General features: G+C 70.3%; 22 protein-coding genes. 12 read left to right on the plus strand and 10 right to left on the minus strand.

The window, feature by feature from the left end; genetic code table 11:
* The first annotated feature begins 115 nt into the window (after positions 1-115).
* Complete coding sequence (locus tag GN153_RS12075; RefSeq protein WP_159903116.1) at positions 116-1,555, plus strand: FAD-binding oxidoreductase; 1,440 nt, start codon at positions 116-118, stop codon at positions 1,553-1,555.
* Between the two features lie 38 nt (positions 1,556-1,593).
* On the opposite strand, the gene GN153_RS12080 is transcribed toward GN153_RS12075, so the two are convergent.
* Positions 1,594-2,706, minus strand: a complete 1,113-nt coding sequence (locus tag GN153_RS12080; RefSeq protein WP_159903118.1) for an Ldh family oxidoreductase — start codon at positions 2,704-2,706, stop codon at positions 1,594-1,596.
* 486 nt (positions 2,707-3,192) lie between these two features.
* On the opposite strand from GN153_RS12080, the gene GN153_RS12085 reads away from it, so the two are divergent.
* Positions 3,193-4,821, plus strand: coding sequence for a thiamine pyrophosphate-requiring protein (locus tag GN153_RS12085; protein WP_159903120.1), 1,629 nt, complete (start codon positions 3,193-3,195; stop codon positions 4,819-4,821).
* A gap of 63 nt (positions 4,822-4,884) precedes the next feature.
* Positions 4,885-5,835 (plus strand): AAA family ATPase, encoded by a 951-nt coding sequence (locus GN153_RS12090; protein WP_159903122.1) that lies wholly within the window; start codon positions 4,885-4,887, stop codon positions 5,833-5,835.
* On the opposite strand, the gene GN153_RS12095 is transcribed toward GN153_RS12090, so the two are convergent.
* From GN153_RS12095 to GN153_RS12110, 4 genes are all read right to left on the minus strand, one after another.
* Positions 5,832-6,401, minus strand: a complete 570-nt coding sequence (locus GN153_RS12095) for a DUF7519 family protein (protein WP_159903124.1) — start codon at positions 6,399-6,401, stop codon at positions 5,832-5,834. The genes GN153_RS12090 and GN153_RS12095 overlap by 4 nt on opposite strands.
* On the minus strand, positions 6,398-8,446 hold the full coding sequence (locus GN153_RS17705) for a DUF58 domain-containing protein (RefSeq protein ID WP_159903126.1): 2,049 nt from the start codon (positions 8,444-8,446) through the stop codon (positions 6,398-6,400). The genes GN153_RS12095 and GN153_RS17705 overlap by 4 nt, the downstream gene beginning before the upstream one ends.
* Positions 8,443-9,375 (minus strand): DUF4129 domain-containing protein, encoded by a 933-nt coding sequence (locus tag GN153_RS12105; protein WP_159903128.1) that lies wholly within the window; start codon positions 9,373-9,375, stop codon positions 8,443-8,445. The genes GN153_RS17705 and GN153_RS12105 overlap by 4 nt, the downstream gene beginning before the upstream one ends.
* Before the next feature lie 138 nt (positions 9,376-9,513).
* Complete coding sequence (locus tag GN153_RS12110) at positions 9,514-10,002, minus strand: cupin domain-containing protein (RefSeq protein ID WP_159903130.1); 489 nt, start codon at positions 10,000-10,002, stop codon at positions 9,514-9,516.
* A 121-nt stretch (positions 10,003-10,123) separates the two neighbouring features.
* Here GN153_RS12110 and GN153_RS12115 point away from each other — a divergent pair, with 121 nt between their 5' ends.
* From GN153_RS12115 to GN153_RS12125, 3 genes are read left to right on the plus strand one after another with little or no spacing between them, the layout of a single operon-like run.
* Positions 10,124-10,939, plus strand: coding sequence for an enoyl-CoA hydratase/isomerase family protein (locus tag GN153_RS12115; RefSeq protein WP_159903132.1), 816 nt, complete (start codon positions 10,124-10,126; stop codon positions 10,937-10,939).
* A gap of 56 nt (positions 10,940-10,995) precedes the next feature.
* Positions 10,996-12,591: a long-chain-fatty-acid--CoA ligase gene (locus GN153_RS12120; RefSeq protein ID WP_159903134.1), complete on the plus strand. Its 1,596-nt coding sequence runs from the start codon at positions 10,996-10,998 to the stop codon at positions 12,589-12,591.
* A 48-nt stretch (positions 12,592-12,639) separates the two neighbouring features.
* A complete protein-coding gene (locus tag GN153_RS12125) occupies positions 12,640-13,326 on the plus strand; it encodes a helix-turn-helix domain-containing protein (protein ID WP_159903136.1) in 687 nt (228 codons plus the stop codon).
* A 48-nt stretch (positions 13,327-13,374) separates the two neighbouring features.
* On the opposite strand, the gene GN153_RS12130 is transcribed toward GN153_RS12125, so the two are convergent.
* The 3 genes from GN153_RS12130 to GN153_RS12140 form a co-directional block, all read right to left on the minus strand.
* The gene (locus tag GN153_RS12130; protein ID WP_159903138.1) at positions 13,375-14,166 is read right to left on the minus strand and encodes an alpha/beta fold hydrolase; all 792 of its coding nucleotides are present in this window, start codon (positions 14,164-14,166) and stop codon (positions 13,375-13,377) included.
* 136 nt (positions 14,167-14,302) lie between these two features.
* Complete coding sequence (locus tag GN153_RS12135; protein WP_159903140.1) at positions 14,303-15,445, minus strand: acyl-CoA dehydrogenase; 1,143 nt, start codon at positions 15,443-15,445, stop codon at positions 14,303-14,305.
* A gap of 126 nt (positions 15,446-15,571) precedes the next feature.
* A complete protein-coding gene (locus tag GN153_RS12140; protein ID WP_159903142.1) occupies positions 15,572-16,789 on the minus strand; it encodes an acyl-CoA dehydrogenase family protein in 1,218 nt (405 codons plus the stop codon).
* Between the two features lie 145 nt (positions 16,790-16,934).
* Between GN153_RS12140 and GN153_RS12145 the strand changes: the two genes are divergently transcribed.
* Together GN153_RS12145 and GN153_RS12150 are read left to right on the plus strand one after the other, a co-directional pair.
* On the plus strand, positions 16,935-17,162 hold the full coding sequence (locus tag GN153_RS12145; RefSeq protein WP_159903144.1) for a DUF2249 domain-containing protein: 228 nt from the start codon (positions 16,935-16,937) through the stop codon (positions 17,160-17,162).
* Between the two features lie 68 nt (positions 17,163-17,230).
* Complete coding sequence (locus GN153_RS12150; protein ID WP_201287886.1) at positions 17,231-17,470, plus strand: Sec-independent protein translocase subunit TatA/TatB; 240 nt, start codon at positions 17,231-17,233, stop codon at positions 17,468-17,470.
* 145 nt (positions 17,471-17,615) lie between these two features.
* Here the strand turns inward: GN153_RS12150 and GN153_RS12155 are convergent, their stop codons facing one another.
* Positions 17,616-18,236: a DUF7344 domain-containing protein gene (locus GN153_RS12155; RefSeq protein WP_159903148.1), complete on the minus strand. Its 621-nt coding sequence runs from the start codon at positions 18,234-18,236 to the stop codon at positions 17,616-17,618.
* Positions 18,237-18,438: 202 nt separating this feature from the next.
* Here GN153_RS12155 and GN153_RS12160 point away from each other — a divergent pair, with 202 nt between their 5' ends.
* Positions 18,439-19,269 (plus strand): hypothetical protein, encoded by an 831-nt coding sequence (locus GN153_RS12160; protein WP_159903150.1) that lies wholly within the window; start codon positions 18,439-18,441, stop codon positions 19,267-19,269.
* Between the two features lie 137 nt (positions 19,270-19,406).
* Here GN153_RS12160 and GN153_RS12165 read toward each other — a convergent pair whose 3' ends face one another.
* Positions 19,407-19,928 (minus strand): DUF7344 domain-containing protein, encoded by a 522-nt coding sequence (locus GN153_RS12165; RefSeq protein ID WP_159903152.1) that lies wholly within the window; start codon positions 19,926-19,928, stop codon positions 19,407-19,409.
* 352 nt (positions 19,929-20,280) lie between these two features.
* Between GN153_RS12165 and GN153_RS12170 the strand changes: the two genes are divergently transcribed.
* From GN153_RS12170 to GN153_RS12180, 3 genes are all read left to right on the plus strand, one after another.
* Entirely contained in the window at positions 20,281-21,606 is a 1,326-nt protein-coding gene (locus tag GN153_RS12170; protein ID WP_159903154.1) for a choice-of-anchor W domain-containing protein, read from the plus strand.
* A gap of 47 nt (positions 21,607-21,653) precedes the next feature.
* Entirely contained in the window at positions 21,654-23,081 is a 1,428-nt protein-coding gene (locus tag GN153_RS12175) for a vWA domain-containing protein (protein WP_159903156.1), read from the plus strand.
* A gap of 79 nt (positions 23,082-23,160) precedes the next feature.
* Complete coding sequence (locus tag GN153_RS12180) at positions 23,161-24,930, plus strand: vWA domain-containing protein (protein ID WP_159903158.1); 1,770 nt, start codon at positions 23,161-23,163, stop codon at positions 24,928-24,930.
* The last annotated feature ends 78 nt before the right edge of the window (positions 24,931-25,008 follow it).

The following is a 25,008-nucleotide window of genomic DNA, read 5'->3' on the forward strand; positions in this document are numbered from 1 at the left end:
CGCGGGAGCGTGATAAGCGTAGTGTTGCTATCGGGGCCGGATACGCCGGCACCGGCCGTGGTCTCGCGGCCGCTGGTGAGCCAGACTCAAGTAGGCGCGCGGCCCTGTCCCAACCATGACAACGGCTCACGACCGAGAGGGCGGGTACGACTGCTCGTTCGTCGCGGACCTGTTGCCCGACGAGCAGGTCTCCTTCGGCGACTCCGCGGCAGAGAACCACGCCGGCGACTGGGGGACCGCAGAGGACGAACAGGTCCGACCGGACGTCGTCGTCTTCCCCGAGTCGACCGAGGACGTCTCGAACATCGTTGCGGCCGCCGCCGAGCGCGGCGTCCCGGTCACGCCCTACGCCGCCGGGACCGGGCTCAGCGGCGGCGCGACCCCCGCCCAGCGGGGGATCAGCCTCGACACCACCCGGATGAACCGGGTCCTGGAGGTCCGGCCCGACGACCTTCAGGTGGACGTTCAGCCCGGCATGGTCGGCGAGGACCTCAACGAGGCGCTCGCTAGCTACGGGCTGACGCTGCCCTCGCTGCCGACGTCGGGGGACATCTCGACCATCGGCGGGATGCTCTCGACGGACGCCTCCGGGATGAACACCGTCAGGTACGGCAAGGTCGGCGACTGGGTGCTCGAACTCGAGGTGGTGCTCGCGGACGGCTCGGTCGTCGAGGTGGGGAGCAAGGCCGTCAAGTCCTCCAGCGGCTACAACCTCAAGGACCTGTTTGTCGGCAGCGAGGGCACCCTGGGGATCATCACGCGCGCGACGATGCAGCTGGCGGGCATCCCCGAGCAGACCCGCGCAGGGCGGGCCGTGTTCGACTCGCTCGACGACGCCACCGCCGCCGTCCACGACGCCGTCCAGTCCGGCGTGGACCTGGCGGCCATCGAACTGCTGGATGACACCACCGCGAAAGTCGCGAACGCCTACTCGGATACGGATCTCCCGGACAAGCCGCTGGTCTTCTTCGAGTTCCACGCCAACCACGGGGTCGACGAGGAGGTCGCCTTCTTCGAGGCGGTGCTGGAGAGCCACGGCGTCGAGCGCTTCGAGGTCGCCGAGGACGAGGCCGAGATGGAGGAACTCTGGGCGGCCCGTCACGACCTGGCCTACGCGGTCAACGAGTACGACCCCGACCGGATCCCGGTGGGGCCGGAGGACATCGTCGTCCCGATCAGCGCCTACCCGGAGATCATCCGCTTCGCGAAGGAGGCGGCCAGCGAGGCCGGCTTCGAGTCCTTCTGGTTCGGCCACGCCGGCGACGGCAACGTCCACGGCGGTATCCTCACACCGAAGGACGACCCCGAGGCCATCGAGCGCGCTCGCGAGGTGACCGACCGCATCTTCGAGCGCACTATCGAACTCGGCGGGACCATCACCGGCGAGCACGGCACCGGGCAACACGAGAAACGCGCCCACATGGAGCGCGAACACGGCCCCGTCGGCCTGGCGATGATGCGCGCGGTCAAGCAGGCCATCGACCCACAGGGGATCATCAACCCCGGGAAAGTCATCCCCGAGGAGGCCACGGGCGACGAGGGGCCGTTCAGATAGGCGGGCAGCGCCCGGCGGCCCCACTTCCCTGCTTGCCGCTACTCGGGCGCCACGGGCGCGACGATGTTCTCGTCGACGCCGTGCTCGCGGGCCAGGTCCGCGAGCTGCTCGCGGATCCGCTCGGGAACGGGGATCCCCTCGCGCTCGTACTCGGCTTTGACGTCGTGTTCCATCCGGCCGGGGAGGTAGGCCCGGTCGACCCGGGTCCCGGTGCCGGCGCTGATGGCATCGGAGTACTCCGTCTCGTCGAGATACTCCTCCAAGGCGAGCAGGCGAGCCTCGTGGGCCTCCCGGGTGGTGAACGCAAGCGGGTCGAAGACGGTGAAGGCGGCGGCGTTCTCGTACCGGGAGTCGGGCTGTGGCGTGACGGGGCTGTCGCTCCAGGTCGCCGCGAACAGCTCCGCGACGAGCATCAGTCCCGTCCCCTTGTAGCCCGCGGTCTGGCCACCGAGCGGCGCCAGCGCGCCCCGTTCTTCCTCGTTGAACTCGTCGGGGTCGAGCACCGGCTCGCCGGCCTCGTCGACGGTCCACTCGGGGTCGATCGAGTCCGACTCGCCGGCCATCTGCCGGACGTTGACCTTCCCGTAGGCCACCTGGCTGGTCGCCATGTCCATCACGACGGGGTGGTCGAGCGCGTCGAAGCCGGGCAGCCCGAAGGTCAGGGGGTTGGTGCCGAACTTCCGTTCGGCGCTGCCGGCCGGCGCGACCGGGTTGCCCGAGGTCATGTTCGTGAAGCCGACGAAGCCCAGCCCGGCGGCGGCAGCCTGCTCGGCGAACCAGCCCACGCGGCCGATGTGGGTGGCCTTCCGGAGCCCGACCGTTACCGACGGATGGTCGCCCTCGCGCACGCGGTCGATGGCGAGGTCGGTCGCCGCGCGGGCGACCGCGTGGCCGAAGGCGTGGTTGCCGTCGACGTGGACTGCTCCCCCGCGGTCGGCGACGACCTCGTGGCGCGCTGCGGGCTCCAGATGTCCCTCGAAGGCCCACCCGAAGTAGTCGGGGATGAGCTGGACGCCGTGTGAGGGGTGCCCGCGCAGGTCCGCCGCGACCAGCGAGGCCGCGACCGTCTCCGCGACCCCCTCGTCGGCACCGGTCTCGGCCAGCACCGCGGCCGCGAACCGCTCGAGTGCGTCACTGTCGATCCGTCCCATACGCCACCCTCCCGCGGCGCCGTCTTAGTCCTGTCCCCGGTCGTGTTTAGTTAGGGATTCGTGCTGCTACGGGTACCGAGAACAGCAAGAAAGCCCCCGCTCGCTCGGCTATTCCGACTCGCTGCGCTCCTCGGCTCGCTTCGCTCGCCTGCGGTGCTTGCGTCGTCTCAGACGCCGAGCGAGCGGCCCCTTTCAGTCCCGCCCAATTTGGCTGTCCAGGCTGGGCGGGACTGAAAGGGGCGGCCTGTTCGACGATGGCGGGCGTTCACGGCGGCGCAGCCGCTGTGAGCTCGGGAGAGCGAAGCTCTCCCGGTGACGCAAGCACTGCAGCGACCGTAGGGAGCGAAGCGCGCAGCGAGTCCCCCGAGTCGAACAGGCCGGGGCTCTCTTGCTGTTTTCAGTCCCTCTGGCAGTACGATTGCGTGACTAGATACGACCTAGCCCGCCGTCCCAACAGTTATGGAACGGCCCGGCACAGGTGGGCGCATGAACGTCGCCCAGGCCGTCGCGCACACCCTCAAGGAGGAGGGCGTGGAGTACCTGTTCACCTACCCGATCAACCCCATCATCGAGGCCGCCGCGGCCGTCGACATCCGCCCCATCCCCGTCCGCCAGGAGCGGGTCGGGCTGCACATGGCCGACGCCTTCTCCCGCACCACCGCAGGCGAGGAGATCGGCGTCTTCTGCATGCAGTTCGGCCCCGGCGCCGAGAACGCCTTTCCGGGGGTCGCGCAGGCCTACGGCGACTCCGTCCCGCTGGTCGTGCTGCCGATGGGCTACGAGCGCAGCAAGACCGAGGTCGACCCCAACTTCGACGCCTCCGACAACTACGACCAGGTGACCAAGACCTGCGAGCAGGTCACCGACCCCGACGAGGCGGTCAACGCCGTCCGGCGCGCGTTCAACAGCGCCCGCAACGGCCGCCCCCGGCCTGCGCTCGTGGAGTTCCCGATGGATGTCTTCGGCGAGGAGGTCGGGGACATCGAGTACAGCCCGCCGACCGAGAACCGCCCGGCGCCGGACCCCCGGCGGGTCCCCGAGGTGGCCGACGCGCTCCTGGATGCGGAGGACCCGGTCATCTGGGCCGGCCAGGGTGTCCACTACGCCGAGGCCTGGGACGCACTCCGGGAGGTCGCCGAACTGCTGGAGGCGCCGGTCGCCACCAGCCTCCAGGGGAAAAGCGCCTTCCCCGAGACCCATCCGCTCTCGCTGGGTGTGGGGGCGCGCTCGATGCCCACGCCCGTCCGGGAGTACCTCGAGGAAGCCGACCTGATATTCGGGGTCGGCTGTTCGTTTACCCGTACCCTCTACGCCGCCGACATGCCTGAGGATGCGACCATCGTCCACTCGACGCTGGACCCGGCGGACATCGACAAGGGGCTGGCCGCCGACCTCGCGCTGGTCGGAGACGCCAAGCTGACCCTCGACGCGCTCCACGGGGAACTCGACGGCCGAATCGACGGCGGCCGGGGCCGTTACGACGACCTCGCCGAGGATATCGCCGACCGGCAGGAGGCCTTCCTCGAGGAGTGGGAGGACAAGCTCACCTCCGAGGAGGTGCCCCTGACGCCGTACCGCGTCATCCACGACCTCCAGGAGACCGTCGACGTGAGCGAGACGGTCATCACCCACGACTCGGGCAGCCCCCGCGACCAGCTCGCCCCCTTCTGGCAGCCCGAGGAGCCGCTTTCCTACATCGGCTGGGGGAAGACCACCCAGCTCGGCTACGGGCTCGGGCTGGCGATGGGCGCGAAGCTCGCCCACCCCGACAAGCTCTGTATCAACGTCTGGGGCGACGCCGCCATCGGGATGACCGGGATGGATTTCGAGACCGCCGTCCGCGAGGAGATACCGATCCTCTCGATACTGTTCAACAACTTCTCGATGGCCTGCGAGATCGACCTGCTCCCGACCGCGACCGAGAAGTTCGACACGACCGACATCTCGGGCAACTACGCCGACATGGCCGAGGCCTTCGGCGGCTACGGCGAGCGCGTCGAGCAACCCGAGAACATCGTGCCCGCCATCGAGCGGGGCATCGAGCGGACCGAACAGGGGACGCCGGCGGTGCTGGAATTCATCACCTGCAAGGAGACCGAATACCCGGAGATGTAGACCCGGGCCGGCCGGAGCCGCCCGGAGGACAACCTTTTCTTGTCGACGGGCGCTCGAAGGGACATGGACATCGAGGAGGCGAGCCGACGCTGTGAGGAGGTCTTCACCGAGGTGGAGGCCGCGGTCGTCACCGGCCGCCCGTTCCTGGAAACCGTCTTTCTGGGCATTCTCTCGCGGGGACACGTCCTGCTGGAGGACGTCCCCGGCACCGGCAAGACGCTGACCGCCCGGAGCATCGCGACGGCGCTCGGCATGTCCTTCTCGCGGGTGCAGTTCACCCCCGACCTCCTGCCCGCGGACCTGACGGGCACGCACGTCTTCAACGAGCGCGACCGGACCTTCGAGTTCAACGAGGGCCCCCTCTTCGCGAACGTCGTCCTCGCAGACGAGATCAACCGTGCGCCGCCAAAGACGCAGTCGGCCCTGCTGGAGGCCATGGAGGAAGGGCAGGTGACGACGGACGGCGAGACTCGCGACCTGCCCGACCCCTTCTTCGTCATCGCGACCCAGAACCCCGTCGAGCAGGAGGGGACCTTCGAGCTCCCGGAGGCCCAGGTCGACCGGTTCGTCGCGAAGGCGAGCATCGGCTACCCCGACGCCGAGGGCGAGCGGGAGCTGCTCTACCGCCGGGCCGACCGCTCGGCGCGCAGCCCCTCCGTCGAGCCGGTCCTCTCCGCCGAAGGGGTCACGGCGCTCCAGCGCGTCCCCGAGGCGGTCCGGGTCGAGGACGACCTGGTCGACTACATCTCGGCGGTCTGCCGGGAAACACGCGAGGACCCCCGCGTCACCGTCGGTGTCTCCCCCCGGGGAACGCAGCGGCTGTTCGAGGCCGCCCGCTCTCGAGCTGTGATCGAGGGCCGGGAGTACGTCACGCCCGACCACGTGACGGCGGTCGCCCGTCCGGTGCTCGCCCACCGGCTCGTGCTGACCGCCGACGCCCGCGTCAACGACGTCGCCAGGGAGTCGGTCGTCGAGGACGTCCTCGACGAGGTGCCGGTCCCGACGGTCGACTAGTCGAGCGCCGCGACCAGCAGGACCGCGGCCACGAGCAAAAAGAGCAGCGCCGCCACCGGTCGGCCGCCGGCGCCGGCCAGGTAGACCCCGTAGGAGAGCCCGACGGTCACGACGCCGACGCCGGCGCTCGCGAGCGCGCGGGTCGCCTCCAGTCGCTCCGTCCCGGCGTCGCGGCCGAGCTGCTCGCCGACGCTCACTGCGGTCGTGGCGACGTCCCAGGCGACGGCCGCGGCCGCCGCGCCGACCAGTACCGGCCCGACCGGGGCGCCCTCCGCCCCCGCGAGGACTGCGCCGGCGAACAGGCCACTCGCGCCGAGTGTCACCGCCGTCCGCGACCCGCGTGCCAGCCCCGCCGCGAGCCCGAGGAGGCCGGCCACGCCGACGAGCAGGCCGGGCGAGGTGTAGAGCCCGCCGGCCAGCGCGGCGACCAGCGCGGGCACCAGGGCGAGGCCGGCCCCTGTCCGACTGGGGCGGCGGTCGACCGTCACCGTCCCGGTGTCGGGCGCTCCCTCGGCGTCGGCAGCCGGGTCGACCGACCGCCCGTCCGTCGCCCTCTCGTCCGTCATGGTCCCTCCCGGCGGTTCGAGCGCGCGAGCGCGAGGTCGACCGGCTCGTCGGCCGCCCAGTCGACGACGGGGATCCCCCGGCCCCGGAGTTCGCGCAGCCGGAGTCCGCGGGCGACCCGCGCGAGCCGGTGGCCGGCGGTCCGGTCGGCCGTCGGGTCGGGACTGAGCACCGTCACCGGGTAGCCGTACTCGTCGAGCCACCGGGCCAGGTCGGCCCCGCGGCCGTCACACAGCGGCGAGACGAAGACCACCTGCGTCCCCGCCGAGAGCCGCCGGCGCAGGCGGCTCCGCCCCGCCGCGACCGTCATCGCGTCCTCGCGGGGCACCGGCGAGAGGTCGGGGTGGGTGGCGAGCAGCTCGCGGACCCGCTTCTCGTGCTCGACGCCGGCGCCGGGTGCGAGCCAGCAGGTCGCCGAGGGAAACGCGGCGACGCCGACCTGGTTGCCCGTCGCGGTCAGCGAGCCGTAGAGCCGGCCGGCAGCCTCCACCCCGCGGTCGAGCGCGTGGGGCGTGTCCGGGTCGGGCGCGGCGTAGGAGGGGTCGCGGGCGTCGACCACGACCATCACCGTGGCGGCCTGCTCGGAGCGGAACTCGACGGTGCTGAGCTCGCCCGTCCGGGCCCGCCGGTTCCAGTCCACCCGGCTCAGCGCGTCGCCGGGGCGGTACTCCCGGGTGGCGTAGAACTCCAGGCCGGCGCCGGCGGTGTCGGTCTCGACCCGCCCGGCGAAGCGAGCGGCCCGCTGGCGCAGCGGGACCGGCTCGGTCGTCGGCCGCAGCGTCGGCCGGCACGTCACCGTCGTCTCCGGGCCGACCAGCCGGGTCTCCTCGACGCTCCCGGTCAGGTCCTTGGCTATCACCGCGGCGGGACCGAACGTGTGGACGCCCCGGCCCGCCCCGACCTCGTACTCGAAGGTCACGTCCTCGCCGGCCCGAAGTGCCGTCCCGTGGCGCGGCGACCCCCCGGTGACCGACAGCCCCTCGGGGACGCTGTCCACGACCCGCACGTCCGCGACCGGGCGGTCGCCCTCGTTGGTGACGGTGACCGTCACCGTGACGGTCTCCCCGGGGTCGGGTTCCCCGGAGTCCAGCGAACGCCCGACCGACAGCTTCTCTGCCGCCTCACCGCCGTCGGCCGGACCGTCGCTTGCGGGCGCACCGGGCCCCAGCGGTGTCGCCCGGGCGTAGGCGGCGAAGCCGATGCCGGCCGCCCCGGCAAGCAGCGCCGCCGGCTCCGAGGTGAGGACGCCGGCGGCGATGCCCACGAGGGCAACGGCGCCGACCCCCTGCCAGCGGTTCGTCGGACCTGCCGCCCGAAGGACGGCGGCGGTCCCGGACCTGCCGTGTCCCTCGCGACGGCCGGCGTCGCCGTCCCGCTCCGCAGCGCTCCCGCCGTCGGCGGTCCGGGCGGCCCGCTCGCGGGTGACAGAGAAGGGGCTGGCGGAGAAACCCTCCGGCGGCTCCCCGGGGAAGGGGGCGGCGTCCCCGTCGGGCCGGGGGTCCAGCCCCGCCCGCTCCGCGATGGCGCTGACGGCGTGGCGCACCTTCCGGTGTTTCGGGACGCCGCCGGCGACGACCCGCCGGAGGAGGCCGGGCGACGGGGGGTCCGGGCCGTCCTCGCCGGCGAGGTAGGCGGCGGCGTAGCCGTCGTCTGTCCAGGTTCCTTCCTCGACGCGGCGTTCGGCCTCGGCCTCGCTCAGCCCCTCGTACTGGACGAGCACCTCGACGGCCGCGGCCCGGAGCCCCCGGACCGCCTGGTTGTACGGGAGCCGACCGGCGGCGAAAAACCCCCCGAGTGCGTCCCGGAGGTCCTCGCCCGGTGGCGGCGTCGGCACGCGGTACTCGGGGTCGGGCGTGACGGCCTCGTCGAGGTCGACCCCGCTGCGGAGTGTCACCTGCCGGGCGGCGAGTACGAGCACCACCACGCCCAGCGCGGTGACGAGCGCCCGGTCGAAATCGAGACCCAGCAACCCCGGCGAGACGGCGACGGCCACGCCGACCGCCAGCGCGAGCAGCCCCGCCGCGAGCGCGAGGAGCCTGCGGTTCACGCTCTCCCCTCCGGTCGGTCGTCGCCGTCGTCGTCTCCCTCGACTGTCTCCGCGTACTGCGCCTCGATCCGGCGGAAGACGTCGGCTGCCCGGTCCTCGTAGTTCTCCGGGGGGGCGTCCCCGTACCGCACGTCCTCGAACAGCCGGGTGAGTTCGTGGACGTCCTCGCCGCCGAGCCCGGCGTCGACGGCGGCCTCGGCGAACTCGCCGGGCGTGCTCGTCTCCGGCTCCTCGACGTCGAGCAGGTCGGTCATCTCCCGCCAGGCCCGGTAGACCTCGTTGTCGGCGGCACCCGACTCCAGCCGGTCGGCTGCGCGCCCGGCCGCCCGCCCGACCGCCGCTGCCCGGCCGTCGTCGGGGTCGGCGACCTCTTCGACACCCGGTTCGCCGCTTTCCCCCTGCACTCGCCGGACCACGAGCACGACGCCGGCGAGCGCGAGCCCGAGGACCGCAAGGAGCCCGAGCGGGAGCGACGGCGACGAGGTCTCGCCGGCGTCGCCGCCACCCGGCGGGCCGCCGGGCGTCGACCCGCCGCCGATGAACCCCGGCTGCCCGGGTGAGGTGCCCAGCGAGAGGTCACCGAGCACGACGAACAGGAGGTAGGCGAGTACGCCCGCCACCACGAACGGGACCGCGACGGCGACGACCCGCCTGAAGAGGTCGCGCTCGAAGACGGCCGCGTAGACCAGCAGCGCGACGAGGGTCAACACCAGCGCCAGCAGAATGAACTCGACGAAGGGGACGTCGAACGTGGTCGGCTCGGCCGGGTCGGGCTCGGGCAGGGGGATGAGGCTCCCGTTGCCCCCGCCACCGCCGCCGCCCGACCCGGCCGCGGAGCTGTCGCTCGTGGAGGTCAGGGTCGCGGCGGCGAACCCGACCGCCAGCAGCCCGAGCACGGCGGTGGCGGCCGACGTGAGCGTATCTTTCATCGGTCAGGGCTGTGGCGCGCCCGGCCCGGTGCCAGCGGGCACGGCTCCCGCCCGGACGCGCGGAGGGCACACGCTCGCTGCAAGCGCGAGGAGCGACATAAACGCTTGGCACCCCACAGCTGTGACTCCAGCCCCGACTCAGAGTGTGGTCTCGGTGCCACACTCGGTGCAGGTAAACTCGAAGCGGCCCTCGCGGGTGAGCGCGGTCGCGTGGGCCCGCTCCTCGCCGCAGTCGTCGCAGTAGACCATCGACTCGAGGTCCTCCCAGTCGTGGCTCGCGCCCGGCGCGCCCAGCGCCCACCCGACGACATCCTCCTCGGCGTCCTCGGGGACGTAGCCGGTCTGGAACTCGCCGGGGGCAAAGCGGATGACCTCGCCGGCGTCGACGGTCACCGTCTCGCGCTCCTCCCCGACGGCGAACTCAGCGGTCCCGGATTCGACGTAGAAGACCTCCTCCTGGTCGTGGTGGGTGTGCAGGCCGCCGGAGAAGGAGTCCCCGGGCGCGAGCTCGAAGTAGTTCATCGCGAAGTGCTCGGTGCCGAGCGCCCGCGAGACCGGGCGGCGCACGTCGTGAACCTCCAGCGGATTGACCTCGACTTCGACCTCGTCGATGGTGACTTTCTCCATGTGGGCCCGTCTCCGGCCGCGGTCCTAACCCTTTGGGTCGGCTCGGGCGCCCCGGTGCCGGTCCCGGGTCCCGCCGGCTGCGTGCGCAATCTTCTTTTCCCGCGGCACACCCCGTCAGGGTATGGCAGACAGTGACGACCCGACCGGGAGCGAGGCAGTCCTGACCGACAGAGCGGGCCACGTGGGGCTGGTGACGCTGAACCGCCCGGAGGCGATGAACACCTTCAGCACCGGTCTGGCGACGGCGCTGGACGACGCGCTGCTGGAGCTCGAGGCCGAGGAGGCGGTACGGGCGGTCGTGGTCGACGGTGCGGGTGAGGCCTTCTCGGCCGGGATCGACCTCTCGGAGCACCGCGAGTTCGACGGCGAGGCCGAGTACGAGGAGTGGGTGACCCGGATGGAACGGCCCTTTCTGACCCTCGCGGAGATGGAGACGCCGGTCGTCGCGGCGGCCCACGGCCACGCCGCCGCCAACGGGATCGGCCTGGTGGCGGCGTGTGACCTCGCCGTCGCCGCGGAGGGGACGCAGCTGGGCGCGACCGCGCCGAAGGTCGGCCTCTTCTGTATGGGCCCGGCGGTGCCGCTGATGGGCGCGGTCACCCGCAAGCGGTGTCTCGAACTCCTGCTGACCGGCGACCTGATAGATGCCGAGACCGCCCGCGAGTGGGGGCTGCTCAACCGCGTGACCGAGCCCGGCGAGCACGTCGAGGGGGCGATGGACCTGGCCGAGACCATCGCCGCAAAGAGCCCGGCGGCCGTCCAGCGGGGGAAGCGTGCGTTCTACCAGATGGACGGCATGCCCTACGCCGAGGCGCTCTCGCACTCGAACGAGGAGTTCGCCGCGCTGTGTACGACGGCCGACGCCGAGGCCGGGATCGAGGCCTTCCTCGACGGAGAGCCGCTCGGAGCCGACGAGTGGCCCAGCGGCGGGGACTGACGCCGGAAGGGGCAACATTTTCACCCAGGCCCACGATCGCTGCGGTAGGTGGTAGCATGAAACAGGAGATGACGACGCTCGACTTCCTGGACCGCGCGGTTGACATCTACGACGACGTGACGGGAGTCGTCGCCCACGACGGGACGGAGTACACCTACGCCGAGGTGGGCGAGCGGGTGAACCGGCTGGCAAACGCCCTGGCGGCCCGCGGCGTCGGGCAGGGCGACCGGGTGGCGCTGCTCGCGCCCAACACCCACTACTTCATCGAGACCCTGTACGCGACCAACACGCTCGGGGCCGTCTTCGTCCCGCTGAACTACCGGGTCCAGCCCGACACCGTCTCCTACATCCTCAACGACTGCGAGGCCGCGACAGTCATCGCGGACTACGACTTCGCACACAAGGTGGAGGCCGTCCGCGGCGAGGTGCCCGCGGAAACCTTCGTCGGCTACGAGGCCGACGACATCGACGGCGACTGGGCGGACTACGAGGCGGTGCTCGCCGACGCGTCCCCGGAGGCACCGGAGCGCCCCGAGATCAGCGAGGACGACGACGCCAGCATCAACTACACCTCCGGCACCACGGGCGACCCGAAGGGCGTGGTGCGGACGCACCGGACCGAACACTGGCACGCCCTGGTGCTGAACCAGCACATGGAGATCCGCGACGACGACACCTACCTGTGGACCCTGCCGATGTTCCACTGCAACGGCTGGGGGCACACCTACGCGCTGACGGGGACGGGCGCGACCCACGTCTGCCAGCGCACCTTCGACGCCGCCGACACCTTCCGGCGGGTCCGGGAGTACGACGTGACGTTCATGTGCGGCGCGCCGACGGTGCTGAACAACCTGATCCAGTACCACGACGAACACGACATCGGGACGACCGGCGACCGCGAGGTGCGGCTCGCGACCGCGGGGAGCGCGCCCGCCACCGCGACCATCGAGACCGTCGAGGACGAGTTCGGCTGGCGGATCATCCACATCTACGGGCTCACCGAGACCGCCCCGATCATCACCACCTCCAACTCCCCGCGCCGGCTGGCCGAGCACGGTCGCGACCTGAAGATCAAGCAGGGCTCGGAGACGCTGTGCACCGAGGTCCGGGTCGTCGACGACGACGGCGAGGACGTCCCCCGGGACGGCCAGACGGTCGGCGAGATCGTCGTCCGGGGCAACCAGGTGATGGACCGGTACCTGAACAAGCCCGAGGCCACCGAGGAGGCCTTCAACGCCCGCGCCGAGGGCTACTTCCACACCGGCGACCTCGCGGTCTGGGACGAGAACGGGATGGTGGCCATCCAGGACCGCAAGAAGGACATCATCATCTCCGGCGGCGAGAACATCTCCTCGATCGAGCTCGAGGACACCCTCTACGACCACCCCGACGTCGGGAAGGCGGCGGTGGTGCCGGTCCCCAGCGAGGAGTGGGGCGAGACGCCCAAGGCCATCGTCGTCCCCGCACCCGGCAGCGACCCCAGCGAGGAGGACATTCTGGAGTTCTGTGACGACCGGCTGGCCGGCTACAAGACGCCATCGAGTGTGGACTTCGTGGAGGACCTGCCGGAGACCGCGACCGGCAAAGTCCAGAAGTACGAGCTCCGCGACCGGTACTGGGGCGAGGAGGACCGGATGGTCGGCACGCAGTAGCCGGACCCGAGCGACACGCATTTGTCCGTCACCGGCCATCGGACGGCCATGCCGCTGGTCGCCGAGTTCGACATCGGCTGTGAACACCTCCCTTTTGTCGGCGTCGCGTCCACGGTCCCCGACGCGACGATGGTGCTCACGCTGCAGTTCAACCACGACGAACTGCCGCTGTTCATCCTCTCCGTGACCGACGGCGACCGCGAGACCGTCGAGGACGCCCTGGCGGACGCCGCCGTCGCCGGCGAGTACACCGTCCTCGGCAGGGCGGGTGAGACCCGTCGCTACCAGGTCAAGCCGGGCCGGAGCCTCGAGGAACACCTCGGGCCACACCTCGACGACCTCTCGGGACTCGAAGCGCTGGCGACGACCGACGCCGTCATCGAGCGCATCGAGGTGCTCCGGACGGGCTGGCGCCAGTCCGGCTGGTTCGCCCACCGGGAGGCGTTCGACGCCTTCCGCGAGTTCTGGCAGCGCAACGCCGGCTTCCGTCTGCACCGTCTCACGCGTGCGGGCGACCCCGAACCGCCCGGCGACGGCCTCACAGACCGCCAGCGCGAGGCGCTGCGGACGGCCTACGAACTCGGCCACTTCGAGATCCCGCGGAAGGCGTCGCTCGAAGACGTCGCCACGGAACTGGACATCTCCGCGTCGTCGGCCTCCGAGCGCCTGCGCCGCGCACAGACACAGCTGGTCGAGGAGACCGTTGCGACGACGTGGCCGCCGCTCCCGGAGTAGTGCGCGACAGGCGGGGTGGTCGACGCGACCGGGCTCGACCGCTCCCGGCTATCTCCCGAGGAAGGCGTCGACCTCGGCGGAGACCAGTTCCGGTGCCTCGCCCGGGCCGCTGTGGCTCACGCCGTCGAACTCGACGAGGCGGCTGCGGGGAAGCGCCTCGTGGACGGCGCGGGCGCTCTCGCGGAGGAAGTCCGGCCCGTCGGTACCGGTCAGGACCAGCACGGGGGCGTCGACGTTGAGCCGGTCGGGGAGCCGGTACTGCTCGACGGCGCGGTTCATCCGGACCACCTCCTCGGCGAGTTCGACGCAGTCGGGCCAGACGGGCCACTCCGCCAGCCACGCGTCGAGGTCGTCGACGCCGTCGGAGTGGAGTACCTGCTCGACGTAGCGTTTGACCGCCTCGCGGCGGTTCCCCTCGGCGATGAGTGCCTCCATCCGTGCGGCGAGGTCGGCCGTCTCGCGGTAGTCCTCCGGGAGGACCGCCGGCTCGTAGGCGACGACGGCCTCGACCGCCGTCTCCGTCGCGGCCTCGACGGCGGTGAGCGCGCCGAAGGAGTGGCCGAACAGGACCGGGTCACCGTCGACCGCGCTCGCGAGCGCGTCGACGTACGCCGTCTCGCGCGCCAGCACGTCCTCGGGGCCGGTCTCCGTCAGGTCGTCGAGACAGGTACCAAAGCCCGGTCGCTCGGGGACCACGGCGCTGTACCCTTCGAGATGCGGGATGACCGGGTGCCAGTACTCCCGCGGGGCCATCCCCCCGTGAAGCAGGCACAGCGGTTGCCCCTCGCCGTGGCGTTCGTAGGCGATCTCGGTTCCGTCTGCGGACTGTGTCGTCGGCATGCACCCGTCCGTTTTCGAGGGACCGGCCTAAGCCGCTCTCTCAGCCATTCGGCCGTTTATATAGGGGTGCTTTCGGACCGGGGGAGCGACGCGAGCAGCGACGGAGTGCCCGACGCTGCCGGAAACGAGCGCGGCCTCAGTCCAGCAACTGGCCGGCGATGGTGTTCCGGAGCACCTCGCTGGTGCCCTCGTAGATCTCGTTGAGCTTGGCGTCCCGGAAGAACCGCTCCATCGGGAAGTCCTTCACGTAGCCGTAGCCGCCGTGGATCTGGATGCCCTCGTTTGCCACCTCGCGGGACACCTCGGAGGCGTACAGTTTCGCCTGGGCGGCTTCCTTGGCGAAGCTCTCGCCGCGGATCTTCCTGTCCGCCGCCGAGTGCATCAGCAGGCGGGCGGCCCGCGTCTTGGTGTCCATGTCCGCGAGCTTGTGCTGGATGGCCTGGAAGTCGCCGATCCGCTGGCCGAACTGCTCGCGCTCGCCGGCGTACGCCAGGGCTTCGTCGAGTGCGGCCTGGGCGATCCCGACCGAGCGGGCGGCGATGGTGATCCGGCCGCCATTCAGTGTCTCCAGGGCCTGGACGAACCCGCGGCCCTCCTCGCCCAGCCGGCGGTGCTCGGGGACGTGCATGTTGTCGAAGCGCAACTCGGCGGTCGGACAGCCCTTGTCGCCGAGCTTGTCCTCGGTCCCCTCGACGACGAAGCCGTCGTCCTCCTCCGGCCGGACGATGAAGGAGGAGATGCCCTTGTTGCCGGCGTCGGGGTCGGTCTTGGCGAACACGGTGACGGTGTCGGCCACCGAGCCGTTGGAGATCCACAGTTTCCCCCCGTCGATGACGTACTCGTCGCCGGCCTTCTCGGCGGTCGTCTCCATGGCGGGGACGTCGCTGCCCGCGCCGGGCTCCGAGAGCGCGAAGGCGCCGACCTCCTCGCCCTCCGCGAGGGGGGTCAGATACTCCTCTTTCTGTTCGTCGGTGCCGTACTCGTAGACCATGTTTCCGGCAAGCGAGATGTGGGCCGCGACGACCGTCCCGAGCCCGCCCAAGCCCCGGGAGATCTCCTCCAGGGCAATGGGGTAGGAGTGGTAGTCAAGGCCGGCACCGCCGTACTCCTCGGGGAAGGGCATCCCCATCAGCCCCAGGTCGGCCATCTGGTCGACCAGGTCCCAGGGGAACTCGTCGGTCTCGTCGATCTCTTTGGCGCGCGGGACGACCTCCTCGTCGACGAACTCCGCGACCATCTCCTCGATCTGGCGTTGCTCTTCGGTGAGCGAGAAGTCCATACCGGCGTCTTGGGACGCGGGGACATTAGTATTCGCGTCTCGGCTGGCTGGTCCACGGCCCGCGCCGGAGAACCGCGACGGCGGCATGACGAGTCGAGTCCGGTGTGGCCGGCCGGGGCGGGAAGCCTACTCCCCGAAGTGGGTCAGCGCCTCGAGTTCCTCGGCGGGGACGTCCTCGAACAGCTCGCGGGCGATGGTGCGGCGGTGGACCTCGTCGGCGCCGTCGACGATCCGGAACGCACGGACCGACTCGTAGAAGTCCGCGAGCGGGAGGTCACGGGAGACGCCGGTGCCGCCACAGAACTGCAGGGCGGTGTCGATGGCCTCCTGGGTGGCGTTGGCGGTGAAGACCTTGGCCATCGAGACGCCGATGCGGGCCTCGTTGCCGGCGGCGATCTCCGCGGCGACCGTCCGGACCAGCGACCGGGCGGCGGCGAGCCGGGTGCGCTGGTCGGCCAGCTCGAAGCGGGGATACTGCTTCTCCGAGAGAGCCGTCCCGAAGGCGTCGCGCTCGCTCATGTACGCGGCTGCGATGTCGAGCGCCCGCTCGGCCATCCCCGAGTAGCGCATGCAGTGGGTCAGGCGAGCGGGCCCGAGCCGCTCCTGGACGTGCTGGAACCCCTTCCCCTCCTCGCCGAGCAGGTGTTCCTCGGGCACGCGGACATTGTTATACTTGATCTCGGCGTGGCCGGCACCGGTCATCTCCGAGCCGAGGTGGGGGATGTTCCGGACGACCTCGACGCCGTCGGCCTCGGCGGGGACGATGAACACCGAACAGCCCTCGTAGGGGTGGGCGTCGGGGTCGGTGCGGGCGAAGACCAGCAGGATGTCCGCGCGGATCCCCTGTGTGGTCCACCACTTGTGGCCGTCGATGACCCACTCGTCGCCGTCTTTCTCGGCGGTCGTCTGGATCGACTTCGGGTCCGAACCCGCACCCGGCTGGGGTTCGGTCATCGAAAAGCCCGACCGCAGTTCCCCCTCCACAAGCGGCTCCAGGTACTCCTCCTTCTGGAGGTCGGTGCCGTGCAGCTCCAGCAGGTGCATGTTCCCCTCGTCGGGGGCGTCGACCCGCATCGCGGCCTGCCCCAGCGGGCTCCGGCCGGCCTCCTCGAAGGCCGGCAACACGTCCCGGAAGTCCTCGCCCATCCCGCCGTGCTCCTCCTCGATCTGGGGGGCGTAGATTCCGTATTCGCGGGCTGCCTCGCGGAGTTCGTCGATGGTTCCCTCCGAGGCGGTCATCCCGCCGGCCAGTTCCCGCTCTTTCGGGAGCACGACCTCGTCCATCAGGTCGCGTGCCCGCCCGGCCAGTTCCTCGGCTCGCGCTGAGTCGTCGTACGAGAGCATGTATCGAACACTCCAGAGCCAGTATAAAAACACCCGTCCCGAATGTCACCGGCCGGGAATCCTCCTGTCGTGCCGTGGATGCCCCGGCTTTGGCGCGAACGTCATCGGGGAAACGTCCATACCCACCCACCCGGGATCCCCGGACATGGGTTCCAGCGAGGCGGACGCGCTCCTCGACGTTCGCGAGGTCGACGGCGAACCGTTCGACGAAATCATGGACGCGCTGGAGGGGCTCGGCGACGGTGAGCGGCTCCGGCTGGTCGCCCCCTTCGAGCCCGAGCCGCTGTACGGCGTCCTCGACCAGCGCGGATTCGACCACGAGACCGCGAAGGTCACCGAGGACGAGTGGCACGTCGACATCAACCGCGCCTGACCTCACAGCCGGCAGACACGTACGGCTGTCATACTCATACCGGCTCCCGCCGAACGAGGGGTATGGGCATGACTATCCCAGCGTTCGTGGGCATCCCCGGCGGACCGGAACTGTTGATCATCCTCGCCATCGCCGTCCTGCTGTTCGGTGCGAACAAGCTCCCGAGCCTCGCGCGCTCGTCGGGGCAGGCGATGGGCGAATTCAAGAAGGGCCGCCAGGAGATCGAAGAGGAGATCCGCTCGGCGGCGAGCGACCAGGAGGGTATCGACCCCGAGACCGGTGCCGAAGAGGCGTCCGAACCGGCCTGAATCACTGTCTTCCGCGTGGTCCGAACGAGCCCCTGTTTTCCGTGCGTCCTGTCCCGACCGGCCGAGGCCCGGAGCGTCGGCGACGCTCGCGTTCCTGTGTCGGCCAGTCCGAAGAGATGACCCATCGCGTACCGGGCCCGGTCCGTCAGTCGTCGGTCGTCCGGTTGCCCGCGGTGCCGCCGACGGCCGTCGGCGGCCGGTCGGGTTCCGCGGCCGGCTGTCTGTACCGCTGGACGGTCTCGCCGGCTGCGAGGCCGGCGATCACCGCAGCAGTGACCAGCGCGTAGCCGTACCCCCCGAGCCACGCGAGCGGGGGCAGCCCGGCCGCCCCGGCGGCGGCCAGCAGCCCCAGCGCGCCGCTCACCGCGAGGTATACCGGTCCCCAGGCTCGCCTCCCCGACGACGTGGCGTCGAGGTAGGCATCGAACTCCCGGACGGAGTCGGTCATCCTCACTGTCCCCCGGTTGCGGTCGTAGGTGACGACCCCGAGCGCGTCCATCTTCGGCAGGTGGGTCTGGTGGAGCGCGGTGTACAGCCGCTTGCGCTCGCCGGGGACGACCTCGGATGTCGCGGTCCCGTTCTCCCAGGCGGCCAGCTGCTCCGAGAGGTCGCGTATCGTCACCGTCCCGCCGATGTGTCGCAGGTAGTGCAACACGTGACGGCGGCGGCGGTTGCTCAACGTCTTGAAGATGTCGTCCGGGGAGAGTTCCGACTCGACCCGTCCCACCGGGTCGGCCCCTTCACCCCCGTCCCCGATCGTCTGCATTGTGATCTCCAACTATACGTAACGCACATTAATCTAATAACTATATCCCTCGTAATTCACCGGTCAGGTCCGGGCCGCCGCCCGCTCGGCGGTCGCCGTCGACCGCCCCGGCCGGGTGTCGGGCCCGACAGCGCCGCATCCGGCGGGGTTCGTACGCTCTCTATACCTATACGCCGGTACGACGTAGCGACGTCACCACCGCATGAGGCTCAGTTCGTCGACGCTGTCGCGCTTCCGGGTCCGCCGACCCGAGTACACCGGCCCGAACCGGTGTCCCCCCTGTACCGCAGTCAACCTCGCGCTCGCGGCGGCCGGGACTGCCGCCGTCGCGCTCCTCTCGCCGCCCGCCGCCCTCGTGGTCGGCGTTCTCTCGCTCGCACTCGTCTACCTCCGGGGCTATCTGGTGCCCGGGACGCCCGAACTGACGAAGCGATACCTCCCCGAGCGGGTCCTCGCGTGGTTCGGGAAGGCCGACGCCCCGACGAGCGACGTCGACCCGGGCGTGGTGCTCGCCGCCGCGGACGTCCTCGTCGAGGAGCCCGACGGCGCCGACGTGACGCTGGACCCCGCGTTCGCGTCGGCGTGGGCCGACCGGACGCGCGAGCTGTCGGCTGACGACGCCGCCCCCGTCCTCGCTACCGGGGTCGGTGCCGCCGGGGCGGAGCTGGCGGTGACCCCCGCCGGCGAGGGGCTGGCAGCGACGGTTCACGGCCGGCAGGTAGGCACCTGGGAGTCCCCCGTTGCCTTCCGTGCGGACGCGGCTGCGATGGAGCTGCTGGCCGACCGGGTCCCGACCTGGGACCGACTGAGCATCGACGCCCGCAGCGAGACCACCGGGGCCCTCCGGCTGCTCGCGGAGACCTGCCCATCCTGCGGCGGCCCGACCGCACTGGAGGAGGGGACCGTCGAGTCCTGCTGTGCGAGCTATCCGGTCGTGGCGGTCCGGTGTGGCGACTGCCAGGCCCGCCTGGTCGAGATGCGCCTGACAGAGGAGATGCTCGCGGCCGAGCCCGACCCCGTCTCGCTCGGGTAGCCGGCCCCGGGCGTCGCCGTCTCACTCCCTTTTTGGCCGCGGCGTGACGTTCTCGTCGCGATCGGGACTGGCCCCTGTCACCCGGACCGTTCCGGACAGAGCTGCCGCCATCGGGTCAGTCGGCCGTACCTCGAGAATCAGTTTCTGCGCAAGCGTGCGACCAGCCCTCCGGTCACCAGCTGGTAGCACGTCGAGACCGCGAAGGTGGCAAGCGACAGCGTCGCGAACACCAGCGGGTCGAGGGCGCCAAAGGCCGGCAGGCCGGCGAGCGAGGCGACGACCGCGAAGAGCCCGACGATGCCGAGCCCGCGGTAGTACTCCCCCCAGGTGATCCCCGCGCGGGTGACGTTGTCCATGTAGCGGCTCACCGGGAGTGTGTGCGGGGAGGGTCGGACCAGCTTCCGGTCGGCGTCGTACTCCAGCAGGTCATACTCGGCGAGTTTCGGCAGATGTGTCTGGTGGAGCGCGTTGTAGACACTCCCCCGAAGTGCGCGCGGGGCCGGGTCGGTGCCGGCCTCGCTGGCGGCGATCCGTTCGGAGAGCTCCCGCAGCGGGATCCCCTCGCGCCGGCGCCAGAGCGTCGCCAGCGTCTCCCGGCGCCGCGAGTTGCTCAACAGGTGGTACAGCTCCGATTCGGCTACCGGGACACGTTCGAACATTCACCCCATCACTGCCGGGAGGAGACGCTCGCATCGGGCTTAGGGATGGTTTCCGTACGCCCCGGTACGCTTCTGTCGGCCATCTGAGACGATCTGGTACGCGAACCGTACGTATCCGGCTGCGAGCGGTACGACATCCCAACGCGACCGGTACGGTTCACGTACGGACCGGCCAGCGACCGGTACGGGTCCCGTACAGGGCGGGTCGAAATCGGTATCGAACCCCTATAAATCGGCGTTTCGGGGCTCGAGTCGGCTGAACGAGTGCATAGGTAATACCCGACCTGTGCTGGGGGGTAGTATCCCCAGACGACCCAGTCCACGCCGGATGGATCGTCGGGATACCAAAACCATGACCGACGACAAACTCTACACACTGTCGCGCCGCAAGATGCTGGCCGGGCTCGGAGCCATCGGCATCGCATCCGCCGGCGCGGGTATCGGTACCTCCGCGTACTTCAGTGACCGCGAGTCGTTCAGCGGCAACACGCTCACCGCCGGCTCGCTCGACATGCGCGTTCTCTACGAGACCTCCTACGACAGCGACGGGGCCGTCCAGAACCAGGTCGGCTCCGCTATGGGCACCCAGGACGGCGAGCCCGCGAGCACGTTCTACGAACTGGACGACGTGAAGCCCGGCGATTCCGGTCACGTCGAGTTCTGCTTCGAGATCGTCGACAACCCATCCTACGTGTGGGCCTGCGGTGACATCTCCGAGTCGGAGAACGGCTTCACCGAGCCCGAGAGCGAGGTCGACAGCACTGAGAACGGCGAACTGGCCGAGAGCATCGACGCCCGGCTGGTCTACTGTAACGAGGTTGACGGCGAGTTCGTCGAGGGCGAGGAGATAGTCTCCGGCAGCCTCCTCGACGTCTTTGCCGCCATCACCGGTGGCGCAGCCCTCGATGGCTCCGGTGCCGCCGGGCTCGCACCGGGCGACCAAGCTCCCTACAGCGAGGAAGTCGAGGTCACGGACGGCCCTGACTACATCACCGGCCCCTGCCTGTGCCTGTTCTGGGAAGTTCCCACCTCGGTGGGCAACGAGATCCAGACGGACACGCTGTCGATGGCCCTGGAGTTCCACGCGGTCCAGTCCCGCCACAACGACGGCACCGCCAACCCCTGCACCCCGAGCATCACCACCCGGACCGGTGAGGGCTTCGCCAAGCAAGAGGAGTTCGCGACCCAGCAGGAGACTTCCTTCGCACGCGGGCGCTACGGTGACAACCTCGCCGCCGGCGCCTGGGAAGTCGCGGTCGGCCCGGACGTGGGCAGTGCCACCACGGCGAACTACGTCTGGACCCCCGGTAACACCGTCCCGTTCAGCTACGAGTACGACGGCAGCCAGGCCTCGTTCACCCTCGACGGCGTGAGCGTCGCCAGCGCGATCCCGGCACCCTCGGGCAAGCTCGCCATCACGACCAAGGCCGACGAGGCGACTGTCAGCGTCGCGAACCTCGCGCTCGAACTGAACGGCGTGGCCACGACCCTCTCGGGTCCCGACGCCGTCTCCGCGAGCAACGACGGCAGCGGCCGCGACCTCACCTACCTGGTCTTCGACACCGACGCCGCCGACGTGGCGGCCCCGTTCGAGATCAGCGGGGACGTCACCGTCGACGTCCAGGGTGACTACTCCGGCAGCGACGAGGACGTCGCCTTCGACATCAGCATCGAGTGACCACCGCCTGAACCGTCTCAGACCAACCAACAACACACAACACGACAATGACCGACGACAACCAACTGTACAACCTCAGCAGGCGGAAGCTACTCGCAGGCCTGGGGACAGTGGGGCTCGCCTCCGCTGGCGCCGGCCTCGGCACCTCCGCGTTCTTCAGCGACCGCGAAGCCTTCGAGGACAACCGCCTCACCGCGGGCACGCTGGACCTGAAACTCGACTACAAGGCGACCTACCTCGGCGGCCCGGGCCGGCTCGACGCCGTGACGGCGATGGGCTACCCCGACGCCGAGGACCTCGGCGAGGGCCGGTACCTGCTCGACCAGGCACCGAGCCCAGCCGACATGCAGGCCTGGGAGGACCTCGTCCAGGGCGAGGAGTTCGACTTCTGCTCGCTCGAGGCCGACGAATTCCTGGTCAACGGCAGCGGGATCCCGATGTTCACACTTGAGGACGTGAAACCCGGCGACTCCGGCGAGGTGACCATCAGCGTCCACATCTGTGACAACCCCGGCTACGTCGAGCTGTTCGGCGACCTCTCCGAGGCCGAGAACGGCGAGACCGAGCCCGAAAGCGAGGTCGACGACACCGAGGGCGGCGACCTCGCGGACGCCATCGAGGTCTGCGTCTGGTACGACGAGGACTGCGACAACGTCTACGAGCCGACCGGCACCGGCCAGCAACAGGAACTGGAGGTCGCGCTCGTCAGTGACGTCTCCGGTTCGATGGGCGGCGCACCGCTGTCGGCGCTGAAGACCGCCGCGACGAATTTCGTCGACAACCTCTCCTCGCCGGACGAGGCCGCGGCGGTCTCGTTCAACAGTGGCGCCACGACCGACCAGGAGCTGACGACCAACTACCAACTCGTCCAGAACGCGATCACCAGCTACACCGCGGGTGGCGGCACCTCTATCGCGGCCGGCGTGAACGAGGGTGCCGACGAGCTCCTCAACGGGACCAACGCCACCCCGGGCGCCTCGAAGGTGATGATCCTCCTGAGCGACGGACAGTCCAACGCCAGCGCAGCCATCGCAGCCGCCGACGCCGCGAAGAACGCGGGTATCCGCATCTTCACCATCGCGCTGGGCAACGCGGACACGAGTCTCTTGGAGAGTCTCGCAACGTCGCCCGACGACGCGTTCGTCGCGCCGAACCCCGCCGACCTGGACACCGTCTACGCGGAGATCGCACAGGTCGTCCTCGCGGGCGAACAGAAGATCGCCGAGGGGACGATGAGCGAGGTGTTCGACCAGCTCGCCGACGGCGTCCTGCTGGACGGCAACCGCCAGGAGGAGGGCGTCCAGCCCTACCCCGGCGCGACCACCCAGTGTATCGGCTTCGAGTGGACGCTCCCGACAGACGTGGGCAACGAGGTCCAGTCCGACTCGGTGACCTTCGACATCGGCCTGGCGGCCGAACAGAGCCGCCACAACGACGACCCCGACCCGTACGCTCCCACTCCCACGGCGGAGTGACCGGGTGAACCGACGGGCAGGGCCGTTCCGGCCCCGCCCCGACCGTGGTCCGGGGGTCCCGGACCGACCCTTCAGAAACATGACTGACGACAATCAACTGTACAACCTCAGCAGGCGGAAGCTGCTGGCGGGCCTGGGGACCGTGGGGCTGGCATCGGCCGGCGCCGGTCTCGGGACCTCCGCGTTCTTCAGCGACCGCGAATCGTTCACGAACAACAGCCTCCGCGCCGGCGAGCTCGACCTGCTCGTCGACTGGCAACAGACCTACGACGGCCCCGCCGAGAGCGCGGTCTACGGCTCGGCCGGCCGCCCCTACGTCAACGCCTACCCCGACAGCGACGGTGACGGGGTCCAGGACGACGTTCCCCAGTCCTTCGTGGTCTGGGCGAAGCGCAACGGCTACGACCTGAACACCGCTGCCGGCCAGTCGGCCGCAGTCGCCGCGTTCAAAGACGCCTTCTTCGCGGACCTGGGCGCGGGCAACGACTGGGAGGCGCCGCTGGTCGCACTCGACGACGTGAAGCCCGGCGACACCGGCGAGGTGACGCTGTCGCTGCACTTCTTCGACAACCCCGCATACATCCGGATGCTCGGGGACCTGACCGGCGAGGCCGAGAACGGGCTCACCGAGCCCGAGGCCGAGGTGGATTCGACCCCCGACACCGGCGAGCTCGGCGAGAGCGTCGACGTGCTCGTCTGGAACGACGACGGCGACAACGTCTACGAGCCACGGAACGGCCAGGACGTCGACGTCGTCGTCCTGTTCGACACCTCCTGTTCGATGGAGTGGGCCGACTCCTCCGCGGGATGTAACGCAAACGAAAACACGCCCGCGCCGAACAAGTTCCCGCAGGCACAGGCCGGCGCGAAGGCGCTGTTCGAGGAGCTGCTGGCCGAGCCCGACGTCTCCGGGCTGGGCCTGCCCGCCGACATGATTCCGGACGCGAACGTCCGCGTCGGACTCGTCGAGTACGGCAACGACACCGGGGTCAAGGTCCCCCTCGGGGACGACCTGGACGCGCTGCGCAACGAGGTCGACGCGATGTCCCCCGGCAACAGCACCCTCTTGCCGACCGCACTGGAGGAGGCCATCGACATGCTCGAGGGCAGCGACGCCGACGAGAAGTGCGTCGTCGTCATCGGTGACGGCCAGCCCCACGACACGGGCAACAACGAACCCGGAAGCGGCTCGCCCGTGAACCCGCTCTCCGGCGTCACCTACGACGACTGGGGGGCGACCTACTCGGTCCAGCTGACCGAGTACCTCGAGGACGTGGTCGGCGCGAACGTGCTGACCGTCCACTACGAGGTCGAACCTGAGGTGAGCCTGGCGACGGGGATCGACACGGCCTACGCCCAGGGCACGGCCCCGAACTACGACATCGTCGACGGGGAGATCCAGACCATCGAGCTGTTCGAGATCATGGCCTCGCCGGTCAGCGGCGACCCTCTCGACATCAACCGTCTCTCCTTCGCCGCGGACCGTGACCGGCTGGTCTGTGTACTCCACCGGATCGCCCACCTCTGTGCCGGCGAGGTCCCGCTGTTCTACGGCAGCCTCGACGGCGCGCTGGAGGCGCTTGACGACGGACTCCTCCTCGTGGGGAACCCCCGGGTCGCGGCCGATCCCGAGAGCGACGCCCCCGTCCGGGAGTGTCTGGAGTGGTCCTGCACCTACTACGTCGGCTTCGAGTGGGCCGTCGACCCGGCGGTCGGCAACGAGATCCAGTCCGACTCCCTCGAGTTCTCGCTGGGCTTCGAGGCCGAGCAGTGCCGGCACAACGACGCGCCCTTCGAGAGCGAGGACGCCGAGCCCGCCGGCCAGGAGGTCACGCAGACGGCGGACTGACTTCCGGCAAACGAAGCCGGTGTACGGCCTCCGTACGCCGCTGTACGGACCTCGTACCGGTTCGGACGCGGCCGGGAA

This window comes from Salinirussus salinus (assembly GCF_009831455.1).
GTDB classification, from domain to species: Archaea; Halobacteriota; Halobacteria; order Halobacteriales; family Haloarculaceae; genus Salinirussus; species Salinirussus salinus.